Annotated in this window: 23 protein-coding genes; 20 read left to right on the top strand and 3 right to left on the bottom strand. The window is 40.5% G+C overall.

What is annotated here, in order from left to right:
- Nucleotides 1–65: 65 nt before the first annotated feature.
- The gene (locus NSU19_RS18875) at nt 66–491 is read left to right on the top strand and encodes a DUF1934 domain-containing protein (RefSeq protein WP_063389048.1); all 426 of its coding nucleotides are present in this window, start codon (nt 66–68) and stop codon (nt 489–491) included.
- Complete coding sequence (argS, locus tag NSU19_RS18870; protein ID WP_339198029.1) at nt 492–2,168, top strand: arginine--tRNA ligase; 1,677 nt, start codon at nt 492–494, stop codon at nt 2,166–2,168.
- A 518-nt stretch (nt 2,169–2,686) separates the two neighbouring features.
- Here argS and NSU19_RS18865 read toward each other — a convergent pair.
- Nucleotides 2,687–3,211, bottom strand: a complete 525-nt coding sequence (locus tag NSU19_RS18865) for an RNA polymerase sigma factor (RefSeq protein WP_063389046.1) — start codon at nt 3,209–3,211, stop codon at nt 2,687–2,689.
- A gap of 222 nt (nt 3,212–3,433) precedes the next feature.
- Here NSU19_RS18865 and NSU19_RS18860 point away from each other — a divergent pair, with 222 nt between their 5' ends.
- From NSU19_RS18860 to NSU19_RS18850, 3 genes are all read left to right on the top strand, one after another.
- On the top strand, nt 3,434–5,551 hold the full coding sequence (locus NSU19_RS18860) for a heterodisulfide reductase-related iron-sulfur binding cluster (RefSeq protein ID WP_339198026.1): 2,118 nt from the start codon (nt 3,434–3,436) through the stop codon (nt 5,549–5,551).
- A gap of 291 nt (nt 5,552–5,842) precedes the next feature.
- On the top strand, nt 5,843–6,397 hold the full coding sequence (rpoE, locus tag NSU19_RS18855) for a DNA-directed RNA polymerase subunit delta (RefSeq protein WP_339198023.1): 555 nt from the start codon (nt 5,843–5,845) through the stop codon (nt 6,395–6,397).
- Between the two features lie 203 nt (nt 6,398–6,600).
- Nucleotides 6,601–8,205: a CTP synthase gene (locus NSU19_RS18850; protein WP_063389043.1), complete on the top strand. Its 1,605-nt coding sequence runs from the start codon at nt 6,601–6,603 to the stop codon at nt 8,203–8,205.
- 428 nt (nt 8,206–8,633) lie between these two features.
- On the opposite strand, the gene NSU19_RS18845 is transcribed toward NSU19_RS18850, so the two are convergent.
- A complete protein-coding gene (locus NSU19_RS18845) occupies nt 8,634–9,152 on the bottom strand; it encodes a DUF2529 domain-containing protein (RefSeq protein WP_063389042.1) in 519 nt (172 codons plus the stop codon).
- Nucleotides 9,153–9,330: 178 nt separating this feature from the next.
- Here NSU19_RS18845 and NSU19_RS18840 point away from each other — a divergent pair, with 178 nt between their 5' ends.
- The 9 genes from NSU19_RS18840 to NSU19_RS18800 all read left to right on the top strand — a co-directional run bounded on the left by NSU19_RS18840 (nt 9,331) and on the right by NSU19_RS18800 (nt 17,197).
- Nucleotides 9,331–9,702 carry a response regulator gene (locus tag NSU19_RS18840; protein WP_063389041.1) on the top strand — a complete coding sequence of 124 codons (372 nt, stop codon included), beginning with the start codon at nt 9,331–9,333 and terminating at the stop codon, nt 9,700–9,702.
- 177 nt (nt 9,703–9,879) lie between these two features.
- Nucleotides 9,880–10,740: a class II fructose-bisphosphate aldolase gene (locus NSU19_RS18835; RefSeq protein ID WP_063389040.1), complete on the top strand. Its 861-nt coding sequence runs from the start codon at nt 9,880–9,882 to the stop codon at nt 10,738–10,740.
- 113 nt (nt 10,741–10,853) lie between these two features.
- Entirely contained in the window at nt 10,854–11,495 is a 642-nt protein-coding gene (gene fsa / locus NSU19_RS18830; RefSeq protein WP_339198020.1) for a fructose-6-phosphate aldolase, read from the top strand.
- Between the two features lie 285 nt (nt 11,496–11,780).
- The gene (locus tag NSU19_RS18825) at nt 11,781–13,070 is read left to right on the top strand and encodes a UDP-N-acetylglucosamine 1-carboxyvinyltransferase (RefSeq protein WP_063389038.1); all 1,290 of its coding nucleotides are present in this window, start codon (nt 11,781–11,783) and stop codon (nt 13,068–13,070) included.
- Between the two features lie 48 nt (nt 13,071–13,118).
- Nucleotides 13,119–14,084 (top strand): class II fructose-bisphosphatase, encoded by a 966-nt coding sequence (glpX, locus tag NSU19_RS18820; protein ID WP_063389037.1) that lies wholly within the window; start codon nt 13,119–13,121, stop codon nt 14,082–14,084.
- Nucleotides 14,085–14,356: 272 nt separating this feature from the next.
- Nucleotides 14,357–15,634: a transcription termination factor Rho gene (gene rho / locus NSU19_RS18815; RefSeq protein ID WP_063389036.1), complete on the top strand. Its 1,278-nt coding sequence runs from the start codon at nt 14,357–14,359 to the stop codon at nt 15,632–15,634.
- Between the two features lie 138 nt (nt 15,635–15,772).
- On the top strand, nt 15,773–15,973 hold the full coding sequence (rpmE, locus tag NSU19_RS18810; protein ID WP_063389035.1) for a 50S ribosomal protein L31: 201 nt from the start codon (nt 15,773–15,775) through the stop codon (nt 15,971–15,973).
- Between the two features lie 85 nt (nt 15,974–16,058).
- A complete protein-coding gene (locus NSU19_RS18805; RefSeq protein WP_063389034.1) occupies nt 16,059–16,631 on the top strand; it encodes a thymidine kinase in 573 nt (190 codons plus the stop codon).
- Between the two features lie 134 nt (nt 16,632–16,765).
- A complete protein-coding gene (locus tag NSU19_RS18800) occupies nt 16,766–17,197 on the top strand; it encodes a hypothetical protein (protein ID WP_339198016.1) in 432 nt (143 codons plus the stop codon).
- An 88-nt stretch (nt 17,198–17,285) separates the two neighbouring features.
- On the opposite strand, the gene NSU19_RS18795 is transcribed toward NSU19_RS18800, so the two are convergent.
- A complete protein-coding gene (locus tag NSU19_RS18795) occupies nt 17,286–17,780 on the bottom strand; it encodes a MerR family transcriptional regulator (protein ID WP_327856152.1) in 495 nt (164 codons plus the stop codon).
- Between the two features lie 562 nt (nt 17,781–18,342).
- On the opposite strand from NSU19_RS18795, the gene prfA reads away from it, so the two are divergent.
- The 6 genes from prfA to NSU19_RS18765 all read left to right on the top strand — a co-directional run bounded on the left by prfA (nt 18,343) and on the right by NSU19_RS18765 (nt 23,558).
- Nucleotides 18,343–19,413 carry a peptide chain release factor 1 gene (prfA, locus tag NSU19_RS18790; RefSeq protein WP_063389031.1) on the top strand — a complete coding sequence of 357 codons (1,071 nt, stop codon included), beginning with the start codon at nt 18,343–18,345 and terminating at the stop codon, nt 19,411–19,413.
- 3 nt (nt 19,414–19,416) lie between these two features.
- The gene (prmC, locus tag NSU19_RS18785) at nt 19,417–20,277 is read left to right on the top strand and encodes a peptide chain release factor N(5)-glutamine methyltransferase (protein ID WP_066251319.1); all 861 of its coding nucleotides are present in this window, start codon (nt 19,417–19,419) and stop codon (nt 20,275–20,277) included.
- A 114-nt stretch (nt 20,278–20,391) separates the two neighbouring features.
- On the top strand, nt 20,392–21,036 hold the full coding sequence (gene spoIIR / locus NSU19_RS18780) for a stage II sporulation protein R (RefSeq protein WP_339198013.1): 645 nt from the start codon (nt 20,392–20,394) through the stop codon (nt 21,034–21,036).
- A 64-nt stretch (nt 21,037–21,100) separates the two neighbouring features.
- Nucleotides 21,101–21,532: a hypothetical protein gene (locus tag NSU19_RS18775; protein WP_063389028.1), complete on the top strand. Its 432-nt coding sequence runs from the start codon at nt 21,101–21,103 to the stop codon at nt 21,530–21,532.
- A gap of 174 nt (nt 21,533–21,706) precedes the next feature.
- Nucleotides 21,707–22,750 carry an L-threonylcarbamoyladenylate synthase gene (locus tag NSU19_RS18770; RefSeq protein ID WP_339198010.1) on the top strand — a complete coding sequence of 348 codons (1,044 nt, stop codon included), beginning with the start codon at nt 21,707–21,709 and terminating at the stop codon, nt 22,748–22,750.
- Between the two features lie 262 nt (nt 22,751–23,012).
- Nucleotides 23,013–23,558 carry a manganese efflux pump MntP family protein gene (locus tag NSU19_RS18765; protein ID WP_063389026.1) on the top strand — a complete coding sequence of 182 codons (546 nt, stop codon included), beginning with the start codon at nt 23,013–23,015 and terminating at the stop codon, nt 23,556–23,558.
- Nucleotides 23,559–23,723 lie beyond the last annotated feature (165 nt).

The following is a 23,723-nucleotide window of genomic DNA, read 5'->3' as shown; positions in this document are numbered from 1 at the left end:
CTTTTAACAGCAAATGATTTCCACTAAAATATAGAATAAATCCCTAAAAAGGATGATATAAAGACATGCGCGTACCTGTTCAAATTTATGTTCAAAACAAGATTTTTCAAAATCAAACAGAAGAAGAGCGGATTGAATTTTATACAACCGGGGAATTTTTCAAAAAGCAGCACACTTTTTATTTGGTTTATGATGAGATTCAAGATGATGAAACCGTTAAGACGTTAATCAAAATCAGCGAAAAGGAAACGACTCTCATACGTTCCGGAGGCATTCGCTTAAGACAGCGCTTCAAGCAGGGACAAAAAACGTATGCCAATTATGAAACACCGTACGGGACGCTGAAGCTCGCAGCGGAGACAAAATCGCTTATCTGGCATACAGATGAAGAAAAACATGGTACACTTAGCATAGAATATTTGCTCGAAATAAATGGAGATACCCCTCGTTTACACAGTTTAAGCATTCAATTTAAGAAGGAGGAGCATTGAATGAACATTGTAGATGAAGTAAAGGAACAGCTGAAACAAGAAATAAAAAATGCTGTATTGAAAGCAAACATCGCAGAAGAGGAGCAAATTCCGGAAGTTATTTTAGAGGTGCCGAAAGAAAAAGCACACGGTGATTACTCAACAAACATGGCCATGCAGCTTGCTCGCATAGCTAAAAAAGCGCCTCGGGCGATTGCAGAGGAAATTGTTCAACATTTTGATCGAGCGAAAGCATCCATTGAAAAAATTGATATTGCTGGTCCGGGCTTTATTAATTTTTTCATGAATAATGAATATTTAACTAAGTTGATTCCAGCCATTATTCAAGCGGGTGACAAATACGGCGAATCAAATGTTGGGGAAGGTAAAAAAATCCAAGTGGAGTTCGTTTCTGCAAACCCGACGGGAGATCTTCACTTAGGGCATGCGCGCGGAGCAGCATTCGGCGACTCTCTTTGCAACATTTTAGAAAAAGCGGGGTATGATGTAACCCGGGAATATTATATTAATGACGCTGGAAATCAGATTCACAATTTAGCTCTGTCCGTAGAGGCAAGATATTTAGAAGCGCTTGGAAAAGAAGCGGAAATGCCTGAAGACGGGTACTATGGACAAGATATTATGGAAATCGGAAAAAAAATTGCTGATGAATATGGCGACAGTCTGCTTGAAAAAAGCGAAGAAGAACGGCTGCAATTTTTCCGTGACCTCGGTCTGAAATATGAGCTTGAGAAAATTAGAAAAGACCTCGAAGAATTTCGCGTTTCCTTCGATGTTTGGTATTCTGAGACATCCCTATACAAAAGTGGCAAAATTGATGAGGCGCTCGACATGCTTCGGAAAAACGGCCACATTTATGAACAAGACGGGGCAACATGGTTCCGCTCTACTGCATTTGGCGATGATAAAGATAGAGTGTTGATTAAGAAGGATGGGTCTTATACGTATTTAACACCAGATATTGCTTATCATAAAGATAAATTGGATCGCGGCTTTGATAAGCTGATAAACATTTGGGGCGCGGATCATCATGGCTATATACCGAGAATGAAAGCAGCCATTCAGGCGCTGGGGTATGATCAAAATATTCTTGAAGTGGAAATTATGCAAATGGTCAGCCTCTTTAAAAACGGCGAAAAAGTGAAAATGTCAAAACGTACTGGCAAGGCTGTCACGATGAGAGAATTGATCGAAGAAGTCGGCTTGGATGCCGTTCGTTACTTTTTTGCTATGAGAAGCGGCGACTCGCATATGGATTTTGACTTGGGTTTGGCTGTATCGGAATCAAATGAAAATCCTGTCTATTACGCACAATACGCTCATGCGCGTGTATGCAGCATTCTCCGCCAAGGAAACGAGCAAGGCCTGTCTTACAATGCAAACGAAAGCGATCTTTTGAATGAAATTCAATCTGAGAAAGAAATAGAGCTGTTAAAAAAGCTTGGTGAATTCCCTGGCGTTGTCGCTGAAGCCGCAGAGAAAAGAATTCCGCATCGGATTACGAATTACATTTTTGAGCTGGCATCTGTGCTACACAGCTTCTACAATGCAGAAAAGGTGCTTGATGCAAGCAATGAAATGAAATCTAAGGCGCGGCTTGCTCTTATGAAAGCAACGCAAATCACGCTGAAAAATGCCCTTACCTTAATTGGCGTTTCCGCTCCTGAAAAAATGTAACGAATTTAGATGTGGGAAATGATTCGAGTAAAAGGGAAATAGGAATGCTTTCCGATTTCAACCTAATCGCACCTCATTTTCTAGGATGTTAAAACGAAGAGAGCAGAAAAAGCCTTTTTTCAACAAGTTATTGTGTGAAAAAGGGCTTTTTGCTTTTTTGTTTGCATATATTTGAAGGAGACATGCTATTTATTTTCCGACAGCTGTGCTGTTTGTTGAGTTATAACCCCTTTTGTATTTTGTTTATGATAGGGAAGAGCTTATTCATTTTTTGCTGTATTAAACAGGATCCATCATACTGCTTTTTGAAATGAGGCTGAACCAGCTGAGACTATGGAAAAGCAGACAATGAAAAAAGCGAAAAACAAAAAGCGCGATCCAAAAGTAAATTGCAGGCTCTATTGCTAGGTCAAGAGAGTTTTCCACAGCGATGTGAACGCTGTTTGAGTTGTTCAGCAAACGCCCGGCAGTCGTTGCAGAGATTATTGGTCGCTTAGTTATATTGAAAACTAACATCCTCATAAATCATTTTGAAAAACCCCGTTCTTTTGCAGAAATGTCATTAACTGTTTTCGGCCGCGGAAAATTTTTGTTTTCACCGTATTTTTAGGCAAATTCATCTGCTGGGCAATTTCTGTATAGGATAATCCCTGCTGCCGCAATAGAATAATCTTTTTTGTATTAGGATCCATTTCGTTTAATGCATTTTGCACATATTCAATCATTTGTTTTAATAAGGCCTCGGATTCGGGATTCCATTCTGAGCAGTTGTGAAAAATTGCTTCTTGCTGCAGATGGTTTAGCAAATGATTGTTTCGTTGAATTTTTCGAAGATGGTCGGTGGCTGTATTTTTTGAGACAGTCGTAATCCAAGCGCTGATATTGGTAGGCATATCATTCGTTTGAAAATATATATATATTTTAATACAAACTTCTTGGACGATATCATCAACAAGAGATTCGTTTTTCACAGTCCTTTTGACAGTTTTTTTTATTTGATGATGGTGTTGTTTAATGAGCCCGACAATGTCAGTCGTATCCATTTTTCCGGCACTCCTCTAGCAAAATGAACAAATAAATTTTGGAATTTGTTCAATATTTTAGAAATAAATAACTGTCATTATATACGAAACAAAGGAAAAATGGTTCCGATTTTCAACGATTTGGTGAATTGACTGAACGTTCATTCATTATATAATATAATTAAGAAACGTCCGAAATTTCAGTCAAATACAACAGGGGGATTTTATGAATGGGGGAGAATAATGAATACACTATTATGGATTAATTTTTTTGCGTTTTTGCTTGTAACCGTTTACGCGGTGTATTTGTTTATTTATTTAATTCAAACTAGAATTGCTTATATCAAACTTGGAAAAAAAGAAGAATTCGACGGGAAGGTAAAAGAACGTTTCGAACGGATTTGGGTCAATGTGTTCGGACAGAAAAAACTATTAAAAGACAAGAAAATGGGCTGGGTTCATGTTATTTTTTTCTACGGCTTTATTCTTGTCCAATTCGGTGCGATTGATTTCATTTTAAAAGGGCTGATTCCGGGGAGCCATTTGCCTTTCGGACCGTTGCACCCGATTTTCACCTTTTTCCAAGAAATTGTTACCCTCCTTATTTTAGTAGCGGTAGTTGCTGCTTTTTACCGGCGATACATTGAAAAGCTTGTCCGTTTAAAACGAGGGTTTAAATCCGGACTTGTCCTTATTTTTATCAGCGGATTAATGCTGTCTGTACTGCTTGGAAACGGTATGTACATGATTTGGAGAGGATATGAACGAAGCTTTAGTGAACCTGTTGCCTCATCGGCTGCTTTCCTGCTGGGCTTTGTCGGTGAAACAGGTGCCGCTGTTATTTTTTACGTTTTTTGGTGGGTGCACCTGCTCATTTTGCTCACATTTTTAGTGTATGTCCCTCAGTCTAAACATGCCCATTTAATTGCAGGACCTGCCAATGTTTTTTTAAGTCGTTTGTCAAATCCAGGGAAGTTGGAGAAAATTGATTTTGAAGACGAAACTCAAACATCATATGGAGTCGGAAAAATTGAAGATTTCCGGCAAACGCAGCTTCTCGATTTGTACGCCTGTGTTGAATGCGGACGGTGTACAAATATGTGTCCGGCGACTGGTACTGGAAAAATGCTTTCGCCGATGGATTTAATCATAAAGCTTCGGGATCATTTAACAAATAAAGGGGCTGCCATCACTTCCAAGTCCCCTTGGGTGCCTGCCTTTGCATTTCAAAATACGATGGGAAATCAGCTGGCTCTTCAGTCGCTGCAAAAGGGAACAGATGAAGCGGCGGCGGCTCTTGACTACAATCCAAGCCTCATCGGGGAGGTCATTTCAGAGGAAGAAATATGGGCATGTACGACGTGCCGGAATTGTGAAGACCAATGTCCAGTAATGAACGAACATGTCGATAAAATCATTGACCTGCGCCGCTACCTTGTATTAACAGAAGGAAAAATGAATCCGGATGCGCAGCGGGCGATGCAAAACATTGAGCGGCAAGGAAATCCGTGGGGCCTAAACCGCAAAGATAAGGAAAATTGGCGCAAATCACGAGAAGATGTCTACGTGCCAACGGTGAAGGAATTGAAAAAGCAAGGCGAGGAGTTTGAATATTTATTCTGGGTCGGTTCCATGGGATCATTTGATAATCGCAGCCAAAAAATCGCTTTATCGTTTGCTAAACTTTTGAACGAAGCAGGTGTGAAATTTGCTATATTAGGAAATAAAGAGAAAAATTCAGGTGACACACCGAGACGCCTCGGCAATGAGTTTTTATTTCAAGAGCTTGCTGCAAGCAACATAGCCGAATTTGAAAAATATAATGTGAAGAAAATTGTTACAATCGACCCGCATGCTTACAACATATTTAAAAATGAATATCCGGATTTCGGTTTTGAAGCCGAAGTGTACCATCATACAGAACTTTTAGCAAAACTGTTGAAAGAAAAGAAGCTCGTTCCGAAATATGAAGTGAATGAAACGATTACTTTCCACGATTCTTGTTATCTTGGAAGATACAACGAAATTTATGATCCGCCCCGTGAAATTTTGGCATCCATTCCAGGTGTAAAAGTTGTTGAAATGGAACGGAATCGGGAAACGGGCATGTGCTGTGGAGCCGGCGGCGGTCTTATGTGGATGGAGGAAGACACGGGAGTGCGCATCAATGTTGCGCGCACCGAACAAGCACTGGCTGTCAATCCAAGCGTGATCAGCTCCGGATGTCCATATTGTCTAACAATGCTGACAGATGGAACGAAAGCAAAAGAGGTTGAAAATAAAGTGAAAACGTACGATGTAGCGGAGCTGCTGGAAAAAGCTGTTTTTGGCGAATCGAAGGAGCAAGAGCTCATTTCATAAAGATATGATTAGATAGAAAGCAATTTTAAAAGGCGCCACAAGGGCGCCTTAAGATTTTAAAAAATAGAAAGATAGACAATGGAATTTGACGAAAAAATTTAAAATCAAGACACAATACGGTAGCATAAAGTTGTAAAATTTGTTTATAATGAATGGTATGCAAACGTATCATATGGTACATCACTGAAAGGGCGGCATTCATCATTCGGAATTATATCATGCTTTATTCTATTTTCGTTGCCCTTTCATTTAATAAAGATAGATGAAAGACGAGAAAGGGAGTGCCTGACCTTGAGCTTAACGCAATACTCGCAGGAGCAGCTGAAAGAAATGTCGATGGTGGATATCGCTTACCTTATTCTTTCCGAAAAAAAGCAAGCTATACCGTTTGAAGAATTAATGAAAGAAGTTAGCAGTTTATTAGGGCTTTCGGAGGAAGAAGCGACCGAACGCATTGCACAGTTTTATACGGATTTAAATATAGATGGAAAATTTATTTGCATTGGGGAAAATAGCTGGGGCATTAAGAGCTGGTATCCGCTCGATCAAATTGAAGAAGAAACCCAGCCGACGGTTAAAACGAAGAAGAAAAAAGCGAAGATTGCATACGATGAAGAAGATCTTGACGATTATGAAGACTTGGTTGAAGACGATCTTGACTATGACGATCTTGACGATTATGTGGATGAAGAAGAGCTTGATCTTGATGAAGAAGACGATGATTTTGAGGACGAAGAAGATGATGAAAGCTTTGATGATGAACTAATTGACGATGATTACGATGTAGAAGATGACAAGTTGGATGCTGATTTCGATCTCGATGAGGAAGAATTGGACGAACAATAATGTACTAAATTTAAGGGTTGACTTTCATAGTTTTCCTCGCTAATATTTTAATTGGGCTTTAAAAGTACGGAAAACAAATTACAATATGAAAGCTCCCTTTCCGAAAAGGAAGGGAGCTTTCATATTTTTTTGTTGATGCCTTCTGACGATTTATTTTGTGCAAATTAACAAAAGGATAGATTGCAACTGGAGGGAATTTTTGCATGACCAAGTATATTTTTGTAACCGGTGGCGTTGTTTCATCTTTAGGGAAAGGAATTACTGCCGCATCTCTTGGCAGACTTCTAAAAAACCGCGGGTTGAATGTGACGATTCAAAAATTCGATCCATATATCAATGTTGATCCGGGAACAATGAGTCCGTATCAGCACGGCGAAGTGTTCGTGACGGATGACGGCGCTGAGACTGACCTCGATTTAGGCCATTACGAGCGCTTTATTGATATTAATTTAAATAAGTACAGCAATGTCACAACAGGAAAAATTTATTCGGCCGTCATTAAAAAAGAACGGAGAGGCGATTATTTAGGCGGAACCGTTCAAGTCATCCCCCATATTACGAATGAAATTAAAGACCGCGTTTTTCGCGCTGGCAGAGAAACAAATGCTGATGTCGTTATTACCGAAATCGGCGGTACCGTCGGAGATATTGAATCATTGCCGTTTTTGGAAGCAATCCGCCAAATGAAAAATGAAGCAGGCCGCAAAAACGTCATGTACATTCATTGTACTCTTGTGCCATATATTAAAGCAGCAGGAGAAATGAAAACAAAGCCGACACAGCATAGTGTGAAAGAATTGCGCTCATTGGGAATACAGCCAAATGTGATTGTAGTGCGCACAGAAATGCCGATTTCCCAAGAGATGAAAGATAAAATTGCTTTGTTCTGCGACATTGAACCGAAAGCTGTCATTGAATGCCGTGATGCCGATATTCTTTACAGCGTCCCTTTAGCATTGCAAGAACAAAACCTTGATCAAATTGTTTGCGATTATTTGGATCTTCAATGCGGACAAGCTGATATGACGGAATGGATCGAGCTTGTCAATAAAGTCCGCAATTTATCAAAAACAGTTAAAATCGCCTTAGTCGGCAAATATGTCGAGCTTCAGGACGCCTATATTTCCGTTGTGGAAGCTTTGAAGCATGCCGGATATTATTATGATGCCGATGTGGAAATTGATTGGATCAATGCGGAGCATGTTACGAAGGAGAATGTAGCAGACTTGCTTCAGGGAGCTGAAGGTATATTAGTTCCTGGCGGATTTGGAGACAGGGGAGTGGAAGGGAAAATAATCGCGACTCAATACGCCCGCGAACAAAAAATTCCTTTCCTTGGCATCTGTCTTGGCATGCAGGTAGCTTCGATCGAGTTTGCCCGCAACGTTCTAGGATTAAAAGGTGCGAATTCATCTGAAATTGATCCAAACACTCCATATCCGATTATTGACTTGCTTCCGGAGCAAAAAGAAGTAGAGGATTTAGGAGGAACGCTCCGTCTTGGTTTATATCCTTGCAAATTGAAAGAAGGAACAAAGGCTTATGAAGCCTACAACGATGAAGTAATTTATGAACGTCATCGCCATCGGTACGAATTTAACAATGAGTTCCGTCAGCAAATGGAAGAGGCCGGATTTGTATTCTCCGGAACAAGTCCAGATGGACGGTTAGTAGAAATCATTGAATTACAAGACCACCCTTGGTTTGTTGCGTCCCAATTCCATCCGGAGTTTACATCACGGCCAACTAGACCGCAGCCTCTTTTCCGGGAGTTCATTCACGCTTCTCTAAACAAGAAAAATCAATAAGAAGTGAAAGAAAAGGTTGTCTGAACGATTGGTTAGACAGCCTTTTTTTGCTCGTAATACAAATTTTTTTATTACGACAAATCTTTCACTGATTTCCGAAAGCAGCGGCTTTGTTTTTCATTTTGAAGAAAGAATCGGCCGGGAAATCGACGCTGTTCTAAATTTAAAAACCATCCCTATAAACGGCGTCGCATTTTTCATAAAATTTTATTAGAGTATCGCAAAAAAGACTTATACGCGATTTTTCATAAAAACGCATTGTAAATCATGAAACAGGTCATCAGCTTCTCTGCACTACAAAATGTATTGATAAAGGTCTAAAGTCTGTATAAGAGAGGACTAAATTTGAAATCAATAGGTTTCTATGCTAATTCATAAAAAAAGAAATTGGCGATTTGCCAATTTCTTCGCATTCTTGCATGTAAAGTTTATTCTTCATGTTCCTCCAATATTTCTTTCACAGTCAAAAATAAGCAGTAGTAAACATATAATGAAGTCATGAGCACAGGGAAGCCGATTCGTTCATTATGTTCAGTGGGAATAATGGGTTTTGTTAATTTGGAATCTACATGTATATCGACAAATTGCTGTAAGCTTTTTTCGCCGTTAACAGCTGCGGAAACCCCAACGGTTGGAATCCCTTTTTCGGCCAATTGCTGCGCAGTATCAATTGCATCAAGATCAGTCGAAAACGGAGTGAAAAGGAGAACGCGGTCTGCTGCGGTTACGTTATCCACATCAGGCAAAGGCTTGCATGCCGGAAAGGATTCTCCTTTTTCAACTTGGGCATAAATTCCTTCAAGAATTCCCCATCCTTTTACATAAATGGCGCCTTCTCCGATTGCAGCTTGCGCCAGAAGACGTGCGGCATCTTCTATTTGGCTGTTTTCTTTCTCTTGAATTCTTTGGAAAAACCCTGTTAATTGTGTCGTAAAAATTTTTAACATTCAATCATCAGCCACCTTTATACAAAGTTCTCTGCTTATATAATAAGAAAAAGCGGCGAAGAATCAAAATATGAATAATTTGTGAACCGGTTGGCAGGAAATTGTAATTTAATCGAGAATACATAACTAAATAAAATTTTAAAAAGTATTGCATTTGTTTAAGTTAAGAGGTGTAAAAATGGATGGGAAAATTTTAATTGTCGACGATCAATACGGAATTCGGATTTTGCTGAATGAAGTGTTCAATAAAGAGGGTTATCAAACTTTTCAAGCTGCTAACGGTTTTCAGGCATTAGAAATAGCCGAAAACCATTCCCCTGATCTCGTTTTATTAGACATGAAAATTCCAGGGATGGACGGGATAGAAATTTTAAAAAGGCTAAAAAAGGTTAACCCTGATATACGAGTCATTATCATGACCGCGTATGGAGAATTGGATATGATTCAGGAAGCGAAAGATTTAGGGGCATTAACACACTTCGCCAAGCCGTTTGACATTGACGAGCTGCGGGATACAGTGAGAAAATATTTGCCTTCCCGAGCGAAATAAAGTGTATAATCCATAAATTTATCGGGATAAAGTTGCCGAAATCCTCATAAGTTGGTATTCTATTTAGTAAGAAAAGATGATTGGCATCATACATACATTTTTCTTGCTCAGGTCATGCTAGATTTGAGCTTTTCGCTAATCGCAACATAGGCTACTTAATTTAAGGAGGATTTTTCGATGCCCTTAGTTTCAATGACTGAAATGTTAAATCGTGCAAAAGAAAACGGCTATGCTGTAGGACAGTTTAATTTAAACAATCTCGAGTTCACACAAGCAATTCTGCAAGCAGCAGAAGAAGAAAAATCACCGGTTATTTTAGGCGTTTCTGAAGGCGCTGGTCGCTATATGGGCGGTTTTAAAACGGTTGTGAACATGGTAAAAGGTTTGATGGAAGATTATAAAATTACCGTTCCAGTTGCCATCCATTTAGATCACGGCTCAAGCTTTGAATCATGTGCAAAAGCTATTCATGCCGGCTTTACTTCTGTTATGATCGATGCCTCTCATCATCCTTTTGAAGAGAATGTCGCTTTAACTTCCAAAGTAGTGGAGCTTGCTCATCTACATGGTGTTTCTGTTGAAGCGGAATTAGGTGTTGTCGGCGGACAGGAAGATGACGTAGTAGGAGAAGGAATTATTTACGCTGATCCAAATGAATGTGAAGAGCTTGTAAAACGGACAGGTATTGATTGCCTAGCTCCTGCATTGGGATCTGTTCACGGTCCGTATAAAGGAGAGCCGAACCTAGGCTTTAAAGAAATGGAGGAAATCAGCAACCGGACTGGCGTTCCATTGGTACTGCACGGGGGAACAGGAATTCCGACAAAGGATATTCAAAGAGCAATTTCTTTAGGAACTGCGAAAATTAACGTTAATACAGAAAACCAAATAGCATCTGCTAAACGCGTACGCGAAGTTTTGGCAGAAAATCCGGATATGTATGATCCGCGCAAATATTTAGGTCCTGCCCGGGAAGCCATTAAAGAAACAGTTAAAGGCAAAATGCGCGAATTCGGTTCATCCGGAAAAGCAGAATAAATAGATAAGGTTTCATATTTCTTTTTGCAATTTACGGCCGCCTTTCTTTTATGAAGTATGGCGGTTTCGTTTCTTGTTTTTGAGAAAGCGATCACATAAGGGAGGTACCAGGCATGTTATTTTTTATTGATACAGCAAATATCGAAGAAATTAAGGAAGCTCAATCACTAGGCGTTTTGTCAGGAGTAACAACCAATCCTAGCTTAGTTGCAAAAGAAAAAGGCGTAACGTTTGAAGAAAGATTGAAAGAAATTACATCCATTGTTTCCGGATCTGTCAGCGCGGAAGTCATCTCAACTAAAGCGGAAGAAATGATTAAGGAAGGTCAAGAATTAGCTAAAATTGCACCAAATATTACGATAAAAGTTCCTATGACGCCTGATGGCCTAAAAGCGGTCAAAAAATTCTCAGAATTGGGAATTTATACAAACGTGACGCTTATTTTTAACGCCAATCAAGCGCTCCTAGCTGCAAGAGCAGGTGCTACATATGTTTCTCCTTTTTTAGGTCGGTTAGATGACATCGGTCATAATGGATTGAATCTCATTTCAGAAATCTCCCAAATATTTGATATTCATGGCATTGATACGAAAATTATTGCTGCTTCCATCCGTCATCCGCAGCATGTAACTGAGGCAGCATTGCGCGGAGCTCATATTGCCACGATTCCTTATAAAGTGTTGATGCAGCTGTTCAAACATCCGCTGACTGATCAAGGTATTGAGAAATTTTTAGCAGACTGGAACAATCGATAAATGATAAAACGGGGGATTTCCCCCGTTTGAAAAATTTTTTGCCGTCGAATCCGGTCTTTTGACTTGCTGTAACGCCTGAAGGAGTAGAATCTGCTCGTTTTTCTGATGAACGTTTTGTCATGCCCTATCTATTTGTGTACAATAAAATTGCCGCCTTTTCGTATGTATTTTTCAACAAATGGTAATCAATGTGTAAAGAGGGCTTTTCATCATGACAGTTTGTTAAAGAAAATCTGGATCCCGTTTTCTTTAGCAAACTGTTAGGTCACAAGAAGGGAGACTGCTATGGAAAAGTTAAAAGTTGCAGGCGGGCAGAAGTTGAAAGGTACGGTGAAGGTAAGCGGCGCCAAAAATAGCGCAGTAGCATTGATTCCAGCAACAATTTTAGCAAGCTCATCCGTTACGATTGAAGGGCTTCCGGATATATCTGATGTACATATTTTGGGCGATTTATTGGAGGAAATAGGGGGCAAAGTTTCGTTTCATCAAAACGATATTACAGTCGATCCGACAAGCATGCTTTCAATGCCGCTTCCAAACGGAAAAGTGAAAAAGCTGAGAGCCTCTTATTATTTAATGGGAGCGATGCTTGGCCGGTTTAAAAAAGCGGTGATCGGGCTTCCCGGCGGCTGTCATTTAGGCCCGAGACCAATCGACCAGCACATAAAAGGGTTTGAAGCTTTAGGTGCTTCTGTAACAAATGAGCATGGTGCCATTTATTTGCGGGCGGATGAGCTTAGAGGAGCTCGAATTTTTCTCGATGTAGTCAGCGTGGGTGCCACTATTAATATCATGCTTGCAGCGGTCTTGGCAAAAGGGCGGACAATTATTGAAAATGCTGCAAAAGAACCTGAAATTATTGATGTTGCAACTTTATTATCCAGCATGGGTGCAAAAATAAAAGGGGCCGGAACGGACGTCATCCGGATCGATGGGGTTGAAAAGCTGCATGGCTGCCGCCATTCGATTATTCCGGATCGAATTGAAGCAGGGACGTATATGATTATCGGTGCCGGCATTGCAGAAGAGCTCATCGTTGACAATGTCATACCTCTTCATCTCGAATCCCTTATTGCGAAGCTTCGGGAAATGGGGGTCCATGTAGAAACGAGCGATGATCAAGTTTATATCGCCCGTCGAAATAAAGAATTAAAGCCTGTCGATATAAAAACTCTCGTTTACCCGGGATTTCCAACCGATTTGCAGCAGCCTATGACAACGCTTTTGACACAGGCGAACGGAACGAGCATGGTGACGGATACCATTTACTCTTCAAGATTCAAGCATATTGATGAATTAAGAAGGATGGGTGCTCAAATCAAAGTGGAGGGTCGGTCTGCGATCATAACAGGTCCGTCAACTCTTCAAGGTGCAAAAGTAAAAGCGAGCGATCTTCGGGCAGGGGCATCGCTTGTAGCAGCGGGTTTAATGGCCGATGGAATAACAGAGGTAACCGGCATCGACCATATTGATCGCGGATACAGCCATTTGGAAGAAAAACTTGCCGGGATTGGCGCCAAAATATGGAGGGAGAAATTAACTGACCAAGAAATTCAGCAATTGCAAAATTCATAAGAATCACCAATTTTGCATGAAATGACATCAAAGGGGGAGGAACACAAAATGGAAAGAAGTTTATCAATGGAACTTGTACGTGTGACAGAAGCAGCTGCCCTTGCGTCTGCACGTTGGATGGGCCGCGGCAAAAAAGATGAGGCGGATGATGCCGCGACCTCAGCAATGCGAACCGTTCTAGATACGATCCCGATGAAAGGAACAGTTGTGATTGGAGAAGGAGAAATGGACGAGGCTCCGATGCTGTATATTGGGGAGAAGCTTGGCAACGGCTACGGCCCGCGTGTCGATGTCGCCGTAGATCCATTGGAAGGAACCAATATTGTGGCGTCAGGCGGCTGGAATGCCCTTGCAGTTATAGCGGTAGCCGACCATGGGAACATGCTCCATGCGCCAGATATGTATATGGACAAAATTGCAGTAGGGCCTGAAGCTGTCGGGTGCATAGATATTGATGCTCCGATTATCGACAATTTAAAAGCTGTTGCAAAGGCGAAAAATAAAGATATCGAAGATGTTGTAGCAACTGTTTTAAATCGAAAAAGACATGAGCATATTATTCAAACCCTTAGAGAAGCGGGTGTTCGCATTAAACTGATCAATGACGGCGATGTCGCTGCGGCAATTAATACCGCCTTTGACCATACGGGCGTTGATATTTTGTTCGGATCTGGAGGGGCTCCTGAAGGAGTGTTGGCAGCAGTTGCTTTAAAATGTTTAGGAGGAGAAATACAAGGAAAGCTGCTGCCGCAAAATGACCAGGAGCTGGAACGATGTAAAAAAATGGGGATTGATGTCAACAAAACTCTTCGAATGGAAGACTTAGTAAAAGGCGATGATGCGATTTTTGCTGCAACAGGTGTAACGGATGGCGAGCTGTTAAAAGGTGTGCAATTCAAAAGCTCTATTGCAACGACTCATTCTGTTGTGATGCGTGCGAAATCCGGAACAGTGCGCTTTATCGATGGCCGCCATTCTTTGAATAAAAAACCGAATTTAGTTATTCGATCTTAGTGAGAGGAGACGAATAGATCTCCTCTGCTTTTTAAAAATATACCCTTCAAAATACTTTCCGCTGTTTTTTAGCTTGAAATGTATTGCGAAAAGTAAAAAAATAAGGTAAAAATAAAGAGGTTGTTATAAAAAGATTTCTGCTTTTAAGCTTCCTACCTTCCTGCCTCCTTCTCAATCCATTTGTCCTTACATTTTCAAACAACATAATTTTAATGGATGGAAGAACGAAACGTGAAACATTTTGAATATGGTAAGAAAAGCGTGGTGTAAGTATGAGCGAGATTTCCATTTCAACTCTTGAAAATATGAAATTAAAAGAGTTGTATGAACTAGCACGGCAATTTAAAATTTCATATTACAGCAAATTAACAAAAAAGGAATTAATTTTTGCAATATTAAAAGCAAATGCGGAGAAAGAAGATTTGCTATTTATGGAAGGCGTCTTAGAAATCATTCCTTCTGAAGGATTTGGTTTTCTGCGTCCAATTAACTATTCTCCCAGCGCAGAGGATATTTATATTTCAGCCTCGCAAATCCGCCGTTTTGATTTAAGAAACGGCGATAAAGTATCTGGAAAAGTCCGCCCGCCAAAAGAAAATGAACGATATTACGGATTGCTGCACGTTGAAGCGGTAAATGGCGACGACCCCGAATCTGCGAAAGAACGCGTCCATTTCCCGGGCCTTACTCCTCTTTATCCAAATAGACAAATGAAATTGGAAACCGAACCTAAAAATTTATCAACAAGAATTATGGATTTAATTACACCAGTCGGCTTTGGACAGCGCGGTTTAATTGTGGCACCCCCTAAGGCAGGAAAAACAATGCTTTTAAAAGAAATTGCCAATGCCATTACGACGAACCATCCTGAGGCTGAACTGATTGTGCTGCTTATTGATGAACGTCCTGAAGAGGTAACCGATATTGAACGTTCTGTAAAAGGGGATGTCGTAAGCTCAACTTTCGATGAGGTGCCGGAGAATCATATTAAAGTCGCTGAACTCGTTCTTGAACGAGCGATGCGTCTTGTGGAGCATAAACGGGATGTCATTATTTTAATGGACAGCATAACCCGGCTGGCCCGCGCGTATAACTTAGTAATTCCGCCAAGCGGCCGGACGCTGTCAGGAGGGATTGACCCTGCCGCATTTCACCGTCCGAAGCGGTTTTTTGGGGCGGCGCGGAACATTGAGGAAGGCGGCAGCTTGACGATATTGGCAACTGCGCTTGTAGATACGGGATCGCGAATGGATGATGTCATTTACGAAGAATTTAAAGGAACGGGAAATATGGAGCTTCATCTTGATCGTTCATTAGCGGAAAGGAGAATATTCCCTGCCATTGATATTCGCCGTTCCGGTACACGAAAAGAAGAATTGTTAATTCCGAAAGAGCATTTAGAAATGTTATGGGCGATTCGAAAATCTATGTCGGATCAGATGGATTTTGCTGAACGCTTCTTAAAGAAAATGCGCCAAACGAAATCAAATGAGGAATTTTTTGAAATGCTAAAAGAAGAATGGAAAACAACTGGCATAAAAAGTTTCTAACTATGTTGCATTTCTTGTAAACCCTTGTTATAATTTTTTCATGTGTGTTTAAGAATGTTGAAGCGTGAAATAATTGCACGTTTCCGAATAGATAAACTCTGTTTCGAAATGATTCAGGGCGTAAAGGAGTTGAAAACTATGAAACCGGGAATTCATCCAAATTATAAAAGAGTACTCGTAAAATGTGCATGCGGAAACGAATTTGAAAGCGGTTCTGTTAAAGATGAGGTGCGCGTTGAAATTTGTTCTGAATGCCATCCGTTCTATACAGGCCGTCAAAAATTTGCAACTGCAGCCGGACGTGTAGACAAATTTAACAAAAAATACGGTCTTAAATAATTATGTAAAACAGGCAGTCTTTTCATTCTGCCTGTTTTTTCACTTATTTGACATGTTTTTATAAAACGGGGAGAGATTTTTAAATATGGCGCAATTGTTTTTTAAATACGGGGCGATGAACAGCGGCAAATCCATCGAAATTTTAAAGGTTGCTCATAACTATGAGGAACAAAACAAATCGGTGCTGATTTTCACGTCTGCCATTGATACTCGTGATGAAGTTGGATATGTATCAAGCAGAATTGGCTTCAGACGAAAAGCGATACCGATCTACGATGATACGAATATTTTCCAAATTGTGAAGGAGTATCAGCCTAAGCCGTACTGTGTGCTAGTGGATGAGGCACAATTTTTAAAGAAAAAGCATGTACTTGAGCTTGCGGATATTGTTGACAAATTGAATATTCCCGCAATGGCGTTTGGATTGAAAAACGATTTTCAAAATGAGCTTTTCGAAGGAAGCAAATATTTGCTGCTTTTTGCGGATAAAATTGAGGAAATGAAAACGATTTGCTGGTTCTGCGAAAGGAAAGCAACAATGAATTTACGGATTGACGACAACGGCAAACCGGTATATTCGGGCGAGCAAATCCAAATCGGAGGAAATGACAAGTACTATCCTGTCTGCCGAAAGTGCCACGCGAATCCGCCGTTATGAATCATTGCTTATTTGCATTAGATGGGAAGAAACGTTGTCGGCAAGGTGTGATGAAGAGAATCTTACGATAAGGAAATATTTTCATTTAAAAGAGCTGATCCTTTTGGGCACCTTAAGAACAGGAGGTGCTTTTTATGCGAATATTGATACCATTCATTTTGGCGGCAATATATTTACTGTCAGGGTGTGGAACGGCGGATAAAATATCAGATAATCACTCATTAAATCTCGATCATAATGGATCCAACCTGATGACGAGGGACGTTAAGCCTGAAAATACAGGAGATGTGGTCGACCAGCAAACACAAAATCCAAACATAAATATTGCGAACAGCCCCTTGACGATCAGGGAGGCAAAAGAACAAATCGTCCGTACACTGGAAACTGAAAAAGGTTTAGAGCTCGATTCTTTTTGGACAAATGGGGACGATGCTTGGGCGGTTATTTATACATCACAAAAATTGACGGAACAACAACGCGAAAACCGGCAAAAGGAGCTGTATGACAAGTTGCAGCGCGCACTGCCCCGATACAACTTGCATGTTCAGTTAATCAATAAAAAATAAAACTCGTTCACCGATTGAGCGAGTTTTATAAAGAACTTATAAATCGAAAATTGATTTCGTGTATCGAGTGTGTGTCATGAAGATGGGTTTATAAACCGAAAATGGAGCTGAGCAGCGTTTTATATACTGCCTTCTTTTTTCGGGGTTTATCAATCGAAGACATTTGAAGTTCAGGCATACTTTTTTTGCTTTCAAGCTCTTTTATTTTTCTTTCGAGCGTCTCGATCCTTCCTGTCAGCTCTTCAATTTCCTTTCTTTGCACTAAAAGCTGATATGACACGACATCGTCAGCTTTTGAATAGATCATTTGCTCCAGATCCGCTATTTTTTTCAACAATTCGTTCGAAACCGTTCCACCAGCATTTTTAGCCGATTCTTTTCTTTTCGCTTTTACTATTACTTGTTGCATTGGAACTCCTTGTTTTATTTGATTGTGAACTTCTTTGAGCAAGGTGATATCCTCGTCAGAAAACATATAATGTCCAAGTTCGTTCCGTTCCATTGGAAGATTAAGCTGTTTGATCCAGCGCTGAACTGTTTTCGGAGAAACACCGATTTTTTTGGCAGCATCGGTTGTATTCATCGAACCTCCCCTTTCAAACGATCATAATATACATATTCAGCTTTTTATAGGAGAACCCTTCCTGTTTGACAAAACAAGCGGTCATCCGGCAAAAGTTCTAGAATATCGACAGAGGAGCCGGCAATTATCCGAACGTTTGAAACTGCGAGAGCTTCAAAAAATATATTCTGTTCCATTCGGCCGCTGATTCTATTTCATGGCAGAATCATTCGTCCGCATACATCTGGTTTTGTCTGTCAGCCGACTTGATTTTGTCCTGCACTCTAGATCAAAAACGAAAAATTTTAAAAGGTTGCTAGTTTGGTACAAATGATGGCGGCATATTGGATTGATTAATCGCTTTTTAACAAAACCTTGATGTGATTATAAAAGCCGTCCGAACCTGTAAAATCGACTTTGCAGCATCGCATATCGAAAAAAGCTTTTTTGCTTCCCAATTGTTAAAAACGGTTGTTTTTGACTGGTACAGTTTCCTATACTATAATTTAGAAAGTTACAAACGGTGCACCACATAGGAGTTTCCCTATGAGTGGGCTATGATTAAAAATAGAGGTGAAATTCCGTGTTAGAACGTTTGCAAGCGGTTGAAGACCGATATGAAAAATTGAATGAGCTTTTAATGGATCCGGAGGTTGTCAACGATCCGAAAAAGCTGCGCGAATATTCGAAAGAACAATCTGATCTTCAAGAAACGGTTGAAGTTTACCGTGAATATAAAAAGGTAAGAGAGCAGCTAGAAGATGCAAAAAGCATGCTTGAAGAAAAGCTTGATCCAGAAATGCGGGCAATGGTAAAAGAGGAACTGGCAGAGCTTGAAGCGCGGGAAAGCGAGCTGATTGAGCAATTAAAAATTTTATTGCTTCCAAAAGATCCAAACGATGAAAAGAACGTTATCATGGAGATCCGCGGTGCAGCAGGCGGAGAGGAAGCAGCGCTTTTTGCTGCAGACCTTTACCGCATGTATACTAGGTATGCGGAAGATAAAGGCTGGAAAATAGAAGTGATGGAAGCAAACACGACCGGGACTGGCGGCTATAAAGAGATCATTTTTATGATTACAGGAAAAGGAGCCTATTCCAAATTAAAATTTGAAAACGGTGCCCATCGCGTGCAGCGGGTACCGGAGACGGAATCTGGAGGCAGAATTCATACGTCAACTGCAACAGTCGCCTGTTTGCCGGAAGCGGAAGAGGTAGAAGTAGAAATTAACGAGAAAGATATCCGTGTTGATACATTCGCATCAAGCGGTCCTGGAGGACAAAGCGTTAACACTACGATGTCAGCTGTACGTTTAACACACATTCCAACCGGAATTGTCGTATCCTGCCAGGATGAAAAATCGCAAATAAAAAATAAAGAGAAAGCCATGAAGGTTTTGCGTGCCCGCATTTTAGATAAATACCGCCAAGAAGCGCAAGCGGAATACGATCAAAACCGAAAGCTTGCTGTTGGAACCGGTGATCGATCGGAACGCATTCGTACGTACAACTTCCCGCAAAACAGAGTTACAGACCATCGTATCGGTCTCACATTACAAAAGCTTGATCTCATCCTAGAAGGAAAATTGGATGAAATTATCGATGCCCTCATTTTAGAAGATCAAGCGAAAAAACTGCAATCCCAAGGGGAGTAAACCATGCCGAAAGTTTTCGAAGCCCTCAAATGGGCTTCTTCTTTTTTAAAACAAGCGGGAAGAGATGAGAATGCGGGAGAATTGCTGCTTTTGCATCATATGAAGAAAAGTCGGGCGAGCTTGCTTGCCGATTTAAGAATGGATATTGACAAACAAGTATGGGAAATCTTTCAGCAGGACGTGCAAAAACATGCTCAAGGGATGCCTGTGCAATATATTATCGGCTGCGAACAATTTTACGGCCGCCCTTTTAAGGTGAACGAGCATGTATTGATTCCGAGACCGGAAACGGAAGAGCTAGTTCAAGGCGTGCTGCTCCACTCTGAACGTTTATTTTCTGAAAGGGAGCAAATCGATGTTGTAGATATTGGCACGGGGAGCGGTGCTATTGCCGTCACATTGGCTCTTGAAAATAAAAAAATGCGCGTGTCTGCCACCGATATTTCCGAAAAAGCGCTTGCAGTGGCAAAAGAAAATAGCGAAAAGCTTTGTGCTAATGTGCATTTTTATCAAGGCGATTTGCTGAACCCTATTATAAATGCAAAGCAAAAAGCGGATGTTGTTGTGTCCAATCCGCCGTATATTCCGGATGAAGAAATTATGGAGCTGTCAACGGTTGTAAAGGACTGGGAGCCGACATTGGCGCTTTCAGGAGGAGCGGACGGCCTTTTGTATTATCGAAAAATTGTGGAGCAGCTTCCAGATGTGATCCGCTACCCTGGATTAATCGCATTTGAAATCGGGCACGGGCAAGGAAAAGATGTGAAAAGCATGCTAGAGAATAGGTTTCCAAAAGCAGAGGTACAAATTGAATACGATATGAATGGAAAAGAACGGAAAGTATTTGCTGTCCTTTCGTTATAATAAGCTTTTCGAGCCATTCCCTCCTTTTCTAGCAAACTTTAAATCTGAACCAATTTTATGTTTAAGATCTCTCTCTTCTGTCGATAATGACGTACTGAAGGGAGAGGAAAAACGATGAAAAAGAAATTATCTGTTATATATATTTTTTTAATACTGTTTGGCAGCCTATTAACAGCTTATGAAATGCCGACAGACGCAAAACAAAATGAGACGGTGATCATTCCTGACGAAGCCATTCGTCTGCGAATTTTAGCAAATAGCGATTCTCCGGAAGATCAAGCTTTAAAACGGAATGTTCGGAATGCGGTCAATGAAGCAATTAATCAATGGGTTCAGGATCTAACTTCGATTGAAGAGGCGCGTAAAATCATTCGAGCAAAAATACCAGAAATTAAGGATATCGTCCAAAGCGTTTTAAAACAGGAAAACAGCAGCCAATCCTTTACAGTGGAGTTTAAAAAAATTCAATTTCCGACAAAGCTTTATGGAAATTTCCTTTATCCGGCTGGAAACTATGAAGCCATATTGATCACTCTTGGAGAAGGAAAAGGAGCCAACTGGTGGTGCGTGTTGTTTCCGCCGCTTTGCTTTGTCGACTTTTCAAGCGGTGAAGCTATTCAACAGGATGAAGAAAAGGATAAAGTAAAAGAAGAAAAGAAATTAGAGAAAACAAAAAACTTATTCGCTCCTGAAGAACATGATGAGGAAGTAGAAGTGAAATTTTTCTTAGTAGAATGGTTTACAAATCTGTTTTCATAGGTCTAATTCAGCTTTTGCCTCATACATTGATTACTAGATTTGTCCGAATAAAAGGGGTGAAAGCGTGTATTATTCATTGCGGTTTGCGGAAAGGGAAGACTTAAAAACCATTCAACAATTTGCAGATCAAGCGGGCGTTTCCACGGAAGGCTTCGACAACAGCCATTTTATTATTATGGAGACTGATCATGGTGAAATAGCGGGATGTCTAGGAATGGAAGTCATCAATCAGGATGGTCTCCTCCGCTCTTGCGTTGTGTCCAGCAATTTGAATCAAGGACATATCATTTCCCTATTAAAATCGGCAGACTTATTAATGGAACAGTTTCGTTTGAAAAATATTTATTTTGCAGTCAACAAAAATTCTGTAGCAGAGTTATTAGAAATATTGGGATTCAAGAGGATTCAAGCGGATGAATTGCCTTCCCACATGCTTGCGTCAAATCTGATGAATCAGTTGGTATCCGTTCCAAATGTAGAGTTTATGGTAAAATAACGCTAAGGATACGTATAAATTATACACAATATCCACAATATTTATCCACTGCAATCAACAGCTTTATCCACAATTTGTGGATAAAGCTTGTTCTTGAAAAATAATTGAACAGTTTCACTATTGCTTAGAAAGATTCATAACACTCGTTCATGTATTAGCAAAGGAGTAAACGAAATGAAAACGAAGCATTGGATTGTGGATAATTTAGAGCATGTTACAAAAAATTCTCCACAAATTGTTCAGGCAGCCGAACTATTGAAAAAAAATGAATTGGTTGCCTTTCCAACAGAAACAGTCTATGGACTAGGAGCAAACGCGAAAAGCGATGAAGCAGTAGCAAAAATTTATAGCGCGAAAGGAAGACCGAGCGATAATCCGTTAATTATCCACATTGCTAAAAAAGAACAGTTAACAGAGATTGTGGATAGCTATCCCGATTGGATTGATCCATTAATTGACCGTTTTTGGCCAGGCCCGCTCACCCTTGTTTTGCCAAAAAAAGAAGGTCTGTCGAATCTTGCCACAGCAGGATTATCAACAGTAGCAGTGCGCATGCCGGATCACCCTGCAGCATTAGCATTAATCGAAGCAGCAAATCTGCCGATTGCAGCTCCGAGCGCCAATCTTTCCGGAAAGCCAAGTCCAACTTCTGCTAAACATGTCATGGATGATCTCGAAGGGCGAATCCCGGGAATTGTCGATGCAGGCCCTACTGGACTTGGCGTAGAATCAACAGTACTTGACTGCACCGAGGATATTCCAGTGATCCTGCGTCCAGGTAGTGTTACAAAGCAGCAATTAGAAGAAGTCATCGGTACGGTGCGCATAGATGCTGCGCTGCTGAATCAGGAGGAATTGCCGAAAGCGCCGGGCATGAAATATACACATTATGCACCTGATGCTCCTTTAACGATTGTTGATGGAAGCAAAGAATTTATTGAACAATTAATACAAAAAGAGAAAGAAAAAGAAAAAAAAGTCGGGATGTTGACAACAGAAGAAAATAGTCGTTTTTACAGCGCGGATAAAATTGTTGTCTGCGGAAAAAGAAGCGATTTGCGAACAGTTGCCAGCGCACTGTATGATTCGCTCAGAAAGTTTAATGAAGAACAGCTGGATGTATTATTCAGCGAAGCGTTTCCTGCGGAAGGAGTTGGACAAGCTATTATGAATCGCTTGTTAAAAGCTGCATCCCACCGGATCATAAAAGAACGGTAAACTTTTAATGCCTTGAACAAAAATCGGCGCTCAGGCCGGTTTTTTTGAGTCCAGACTTTCTGATCCTTTGTTTAACAGGCGGAATTGACAGATCAAAAGCAAATATAAAAATGGTAAAGGCTCATCTGCCATCGCACGCATAGGCAGAAACAGATCGCGCAGTTAAATAAACAGAGATCAATGAACCGGGCGCCATTCTTTGTCATAATGTCCCTCTGACGTGCATATCGTTCAATATGCGTGTCCGGGGGAGGTTATCTATATGGCTGCAGAAATAGTAACTTTATTTTTAATGGCATTTGCATTAGGGATGGATGCCTTTTCAGTGAGCCTTGGGATGGGCTTAGTTCGTTTGCGATGGAAGCAAATTTTTGACATCGGTATATACATTGGGATTTTTCATATGATCATGCCGCTTATCGGAATTGTCTTGGGGAAAGTACTATCGGAAAAGTTTGGTTTAGTTGCCATGTATATTGGAGGATGTCTGCTCACTCTTTTAGGAATTCAAATGATTTATTCGTCTTTTAAACGCGATGAATCGCCTTTCATTGCACCGGTCGGCATCGGCCTGTTCCTTTTTGCGCTGAGCGTCAGTTTAGACAGTTTTTCGGTAGGATTAAGTCTAGGTATCTACGGAGCGGAGGTTTTGTTAACCGTCGTAATGTTTGGTTTTATGAGCATGGTGCTCACTTGGAGCGGGTTATTGATCGGCAAACGGGTTCAAGATTGGTTCGGCACATATAGTGAAGCTTTTGGCGGCAGCATTTTGCTTGTATTTGGCTTGAAATTATTATTTTCAATGTAGAAAGCTGTATTGTCTAAACCAGTCATTTGAGCACAGTCATTGGACGTGCTTTTTTTTGTTAATTTTTTGGTTAAATATGCCTATTATGCAAAAAAATTGTGACTTTTTGTCGATAATAAAAATAAAAAAAAATTCCTCATGGTTTCCATTCTTTCGAACTTTTTG

Source organism: Aeribacillus sp. FSL k6-2211 (assembly GCF_037966125.1).
GTDB lineage: Bacteria > Bacillota > Bacilli > Bacillales > Aeribacillaceae > Aeribacillus > Aeribacillus composti.
This window is presented reverse-complemented; position numbering and strand designations above follow the sequence as displayed.

Excerpts from the sequence above, each read along its gene's own strand:
- NSU19_RS18850 (WP_063389043.1), top strand. The coding sequence starts at position 6,601 with ATGACCAAGTATATTTTTGTAACCGGTGGCGTTGTTTCATCTTTAGGG.
- NSU19_RS18765 (WP_063389026.1), top strand. The coding sequence starts at position 23,013 with ATGGCTGCAGAAATAGTAACTTTATTTTTAATGGCATTTGCATTAGGG.
- NSU19_RS18845 (WP_063389042.1), bottom strand. The coding sequence starts at position 9,152 with ATGTTAAAAATTTTTACGACACAATTAACAGGGTTTTTCCAAAGAATT.
- NSU19_RS18825 (WP_063389038.1), top strand. The coding sequence starts at position 11,781 with ATGGAAAAGTTAAAAGTTGCAGGCGGGCAGAAGTTGAAAGGTACGGTG.
- NSU19_RS18800 (WP_339198016.1), top strand. The coding sequence starts at position 16,766 with ATGCGAATATTGATACCATTCATTTTGGCGGCAATATATTTACTGTCA.
- prmC (WP_066251319.1), top strand. The coding sequence starts at position 19,417 with ATGCCGAAAGTTTTCGAAGCCCTCAAATGGGCTTCTTCTTTTTTAAAA.
- glpX (WP_063389037.1), top strand. The coding sequence starts at position 13,119 with ATGGAAAGAAGTTTATCAATGGAACTTGTACGTGTGACAGAAGCAGCT.
- spoIIR (WP_339198013.1), top strand. The coding sequence starts at position 20,392 with ATGAAAAAGAAATTATCTGTTATATATATTTTTTTAATACTGTTTGGC.
- NSU19_RS18865 (WP_063389046.1), bottom strand. The coding sequence starts at position 3,211 with ATGGATACGACTGACATTGTCGGGCTCATTAAACAACACCATCATCAA.
- rho (WP_063389036.1), top strand. The coding sequence starts at position 14,357 with ATGAGCGAGATTTCCATTTCAACTCTTGAAAATATGAAATTAAAAGAG.
- rpmE (WP_063389035.1), top strand. The coding sequence starts at position 15,773 with ATGAAACCGGGAATTCATCCAAATTATAAAAGAGTACTCGTAAAATGT.
- NSU19_RS18795 (WP_327856152.1), bottom strand. The coding sequence starts at position 17,780 with ATGAATACAACCGATGCTGCCAAAAAAATCGGTGTTTCTCCGAAAACA.
- NSU19_RS18835 (WP_063389040.1), top strand. The coding sequence starts at position 9,880 with ATGCCCTTAGTTTCAATGACTGAAATGTTAAATCGTGCAAAAGAAAAC.
- fsa (WP_339198020.1), top strand. The coding sequence starts at position 10,854 with ATGTTATTTTTTATTGATACAGCAAATATCGAAGAAATTAAGGAAGCT.
- NSU19_RS18875 (WP_063389048.1), top strand. The coding sequence starts at position 66 with ATGCGCGTACCTGTTCAAATTTATGTTCAAAACAAGATTTTTCAAAAT.
- argS (WP_339198029.1), top strand. The coding sequence starts at position 492 with ATGAACATTGTAGATGAAGTAAAGGAACAGCTGAAACAAGAAATAAAA.
- NSU19_RS18840 (WP_063389041.1), top strand. The coding sequence starts at position 9,331 with ATGGATGGGAAAATTTTAATTGTCGACGATCAATACGGAATTCGGATT.
- NSU19_RS18860 (WP_339198026.1), top strand. The coding sequence starts at position 3,434 with ATGAATACACTATTATGGATTAATTTTTTTGCGTTTTTGCTTGTAACC.
- NSU19_RS18770 (WP_339198010.1), top strand. The coding sequence starts at position 21,707 with ATGAAAACGAAGCATTGGATTGTGGATAATTTAGAGCATGTTACAAAA.
- NSU19_RS18805 (WP_063389034.1), top strand. The coding sequence starts at position 16,059 with ATGGCGCAATTGTTTTTTAAATACGGGGCGATGAACAGCGGCAAATCC.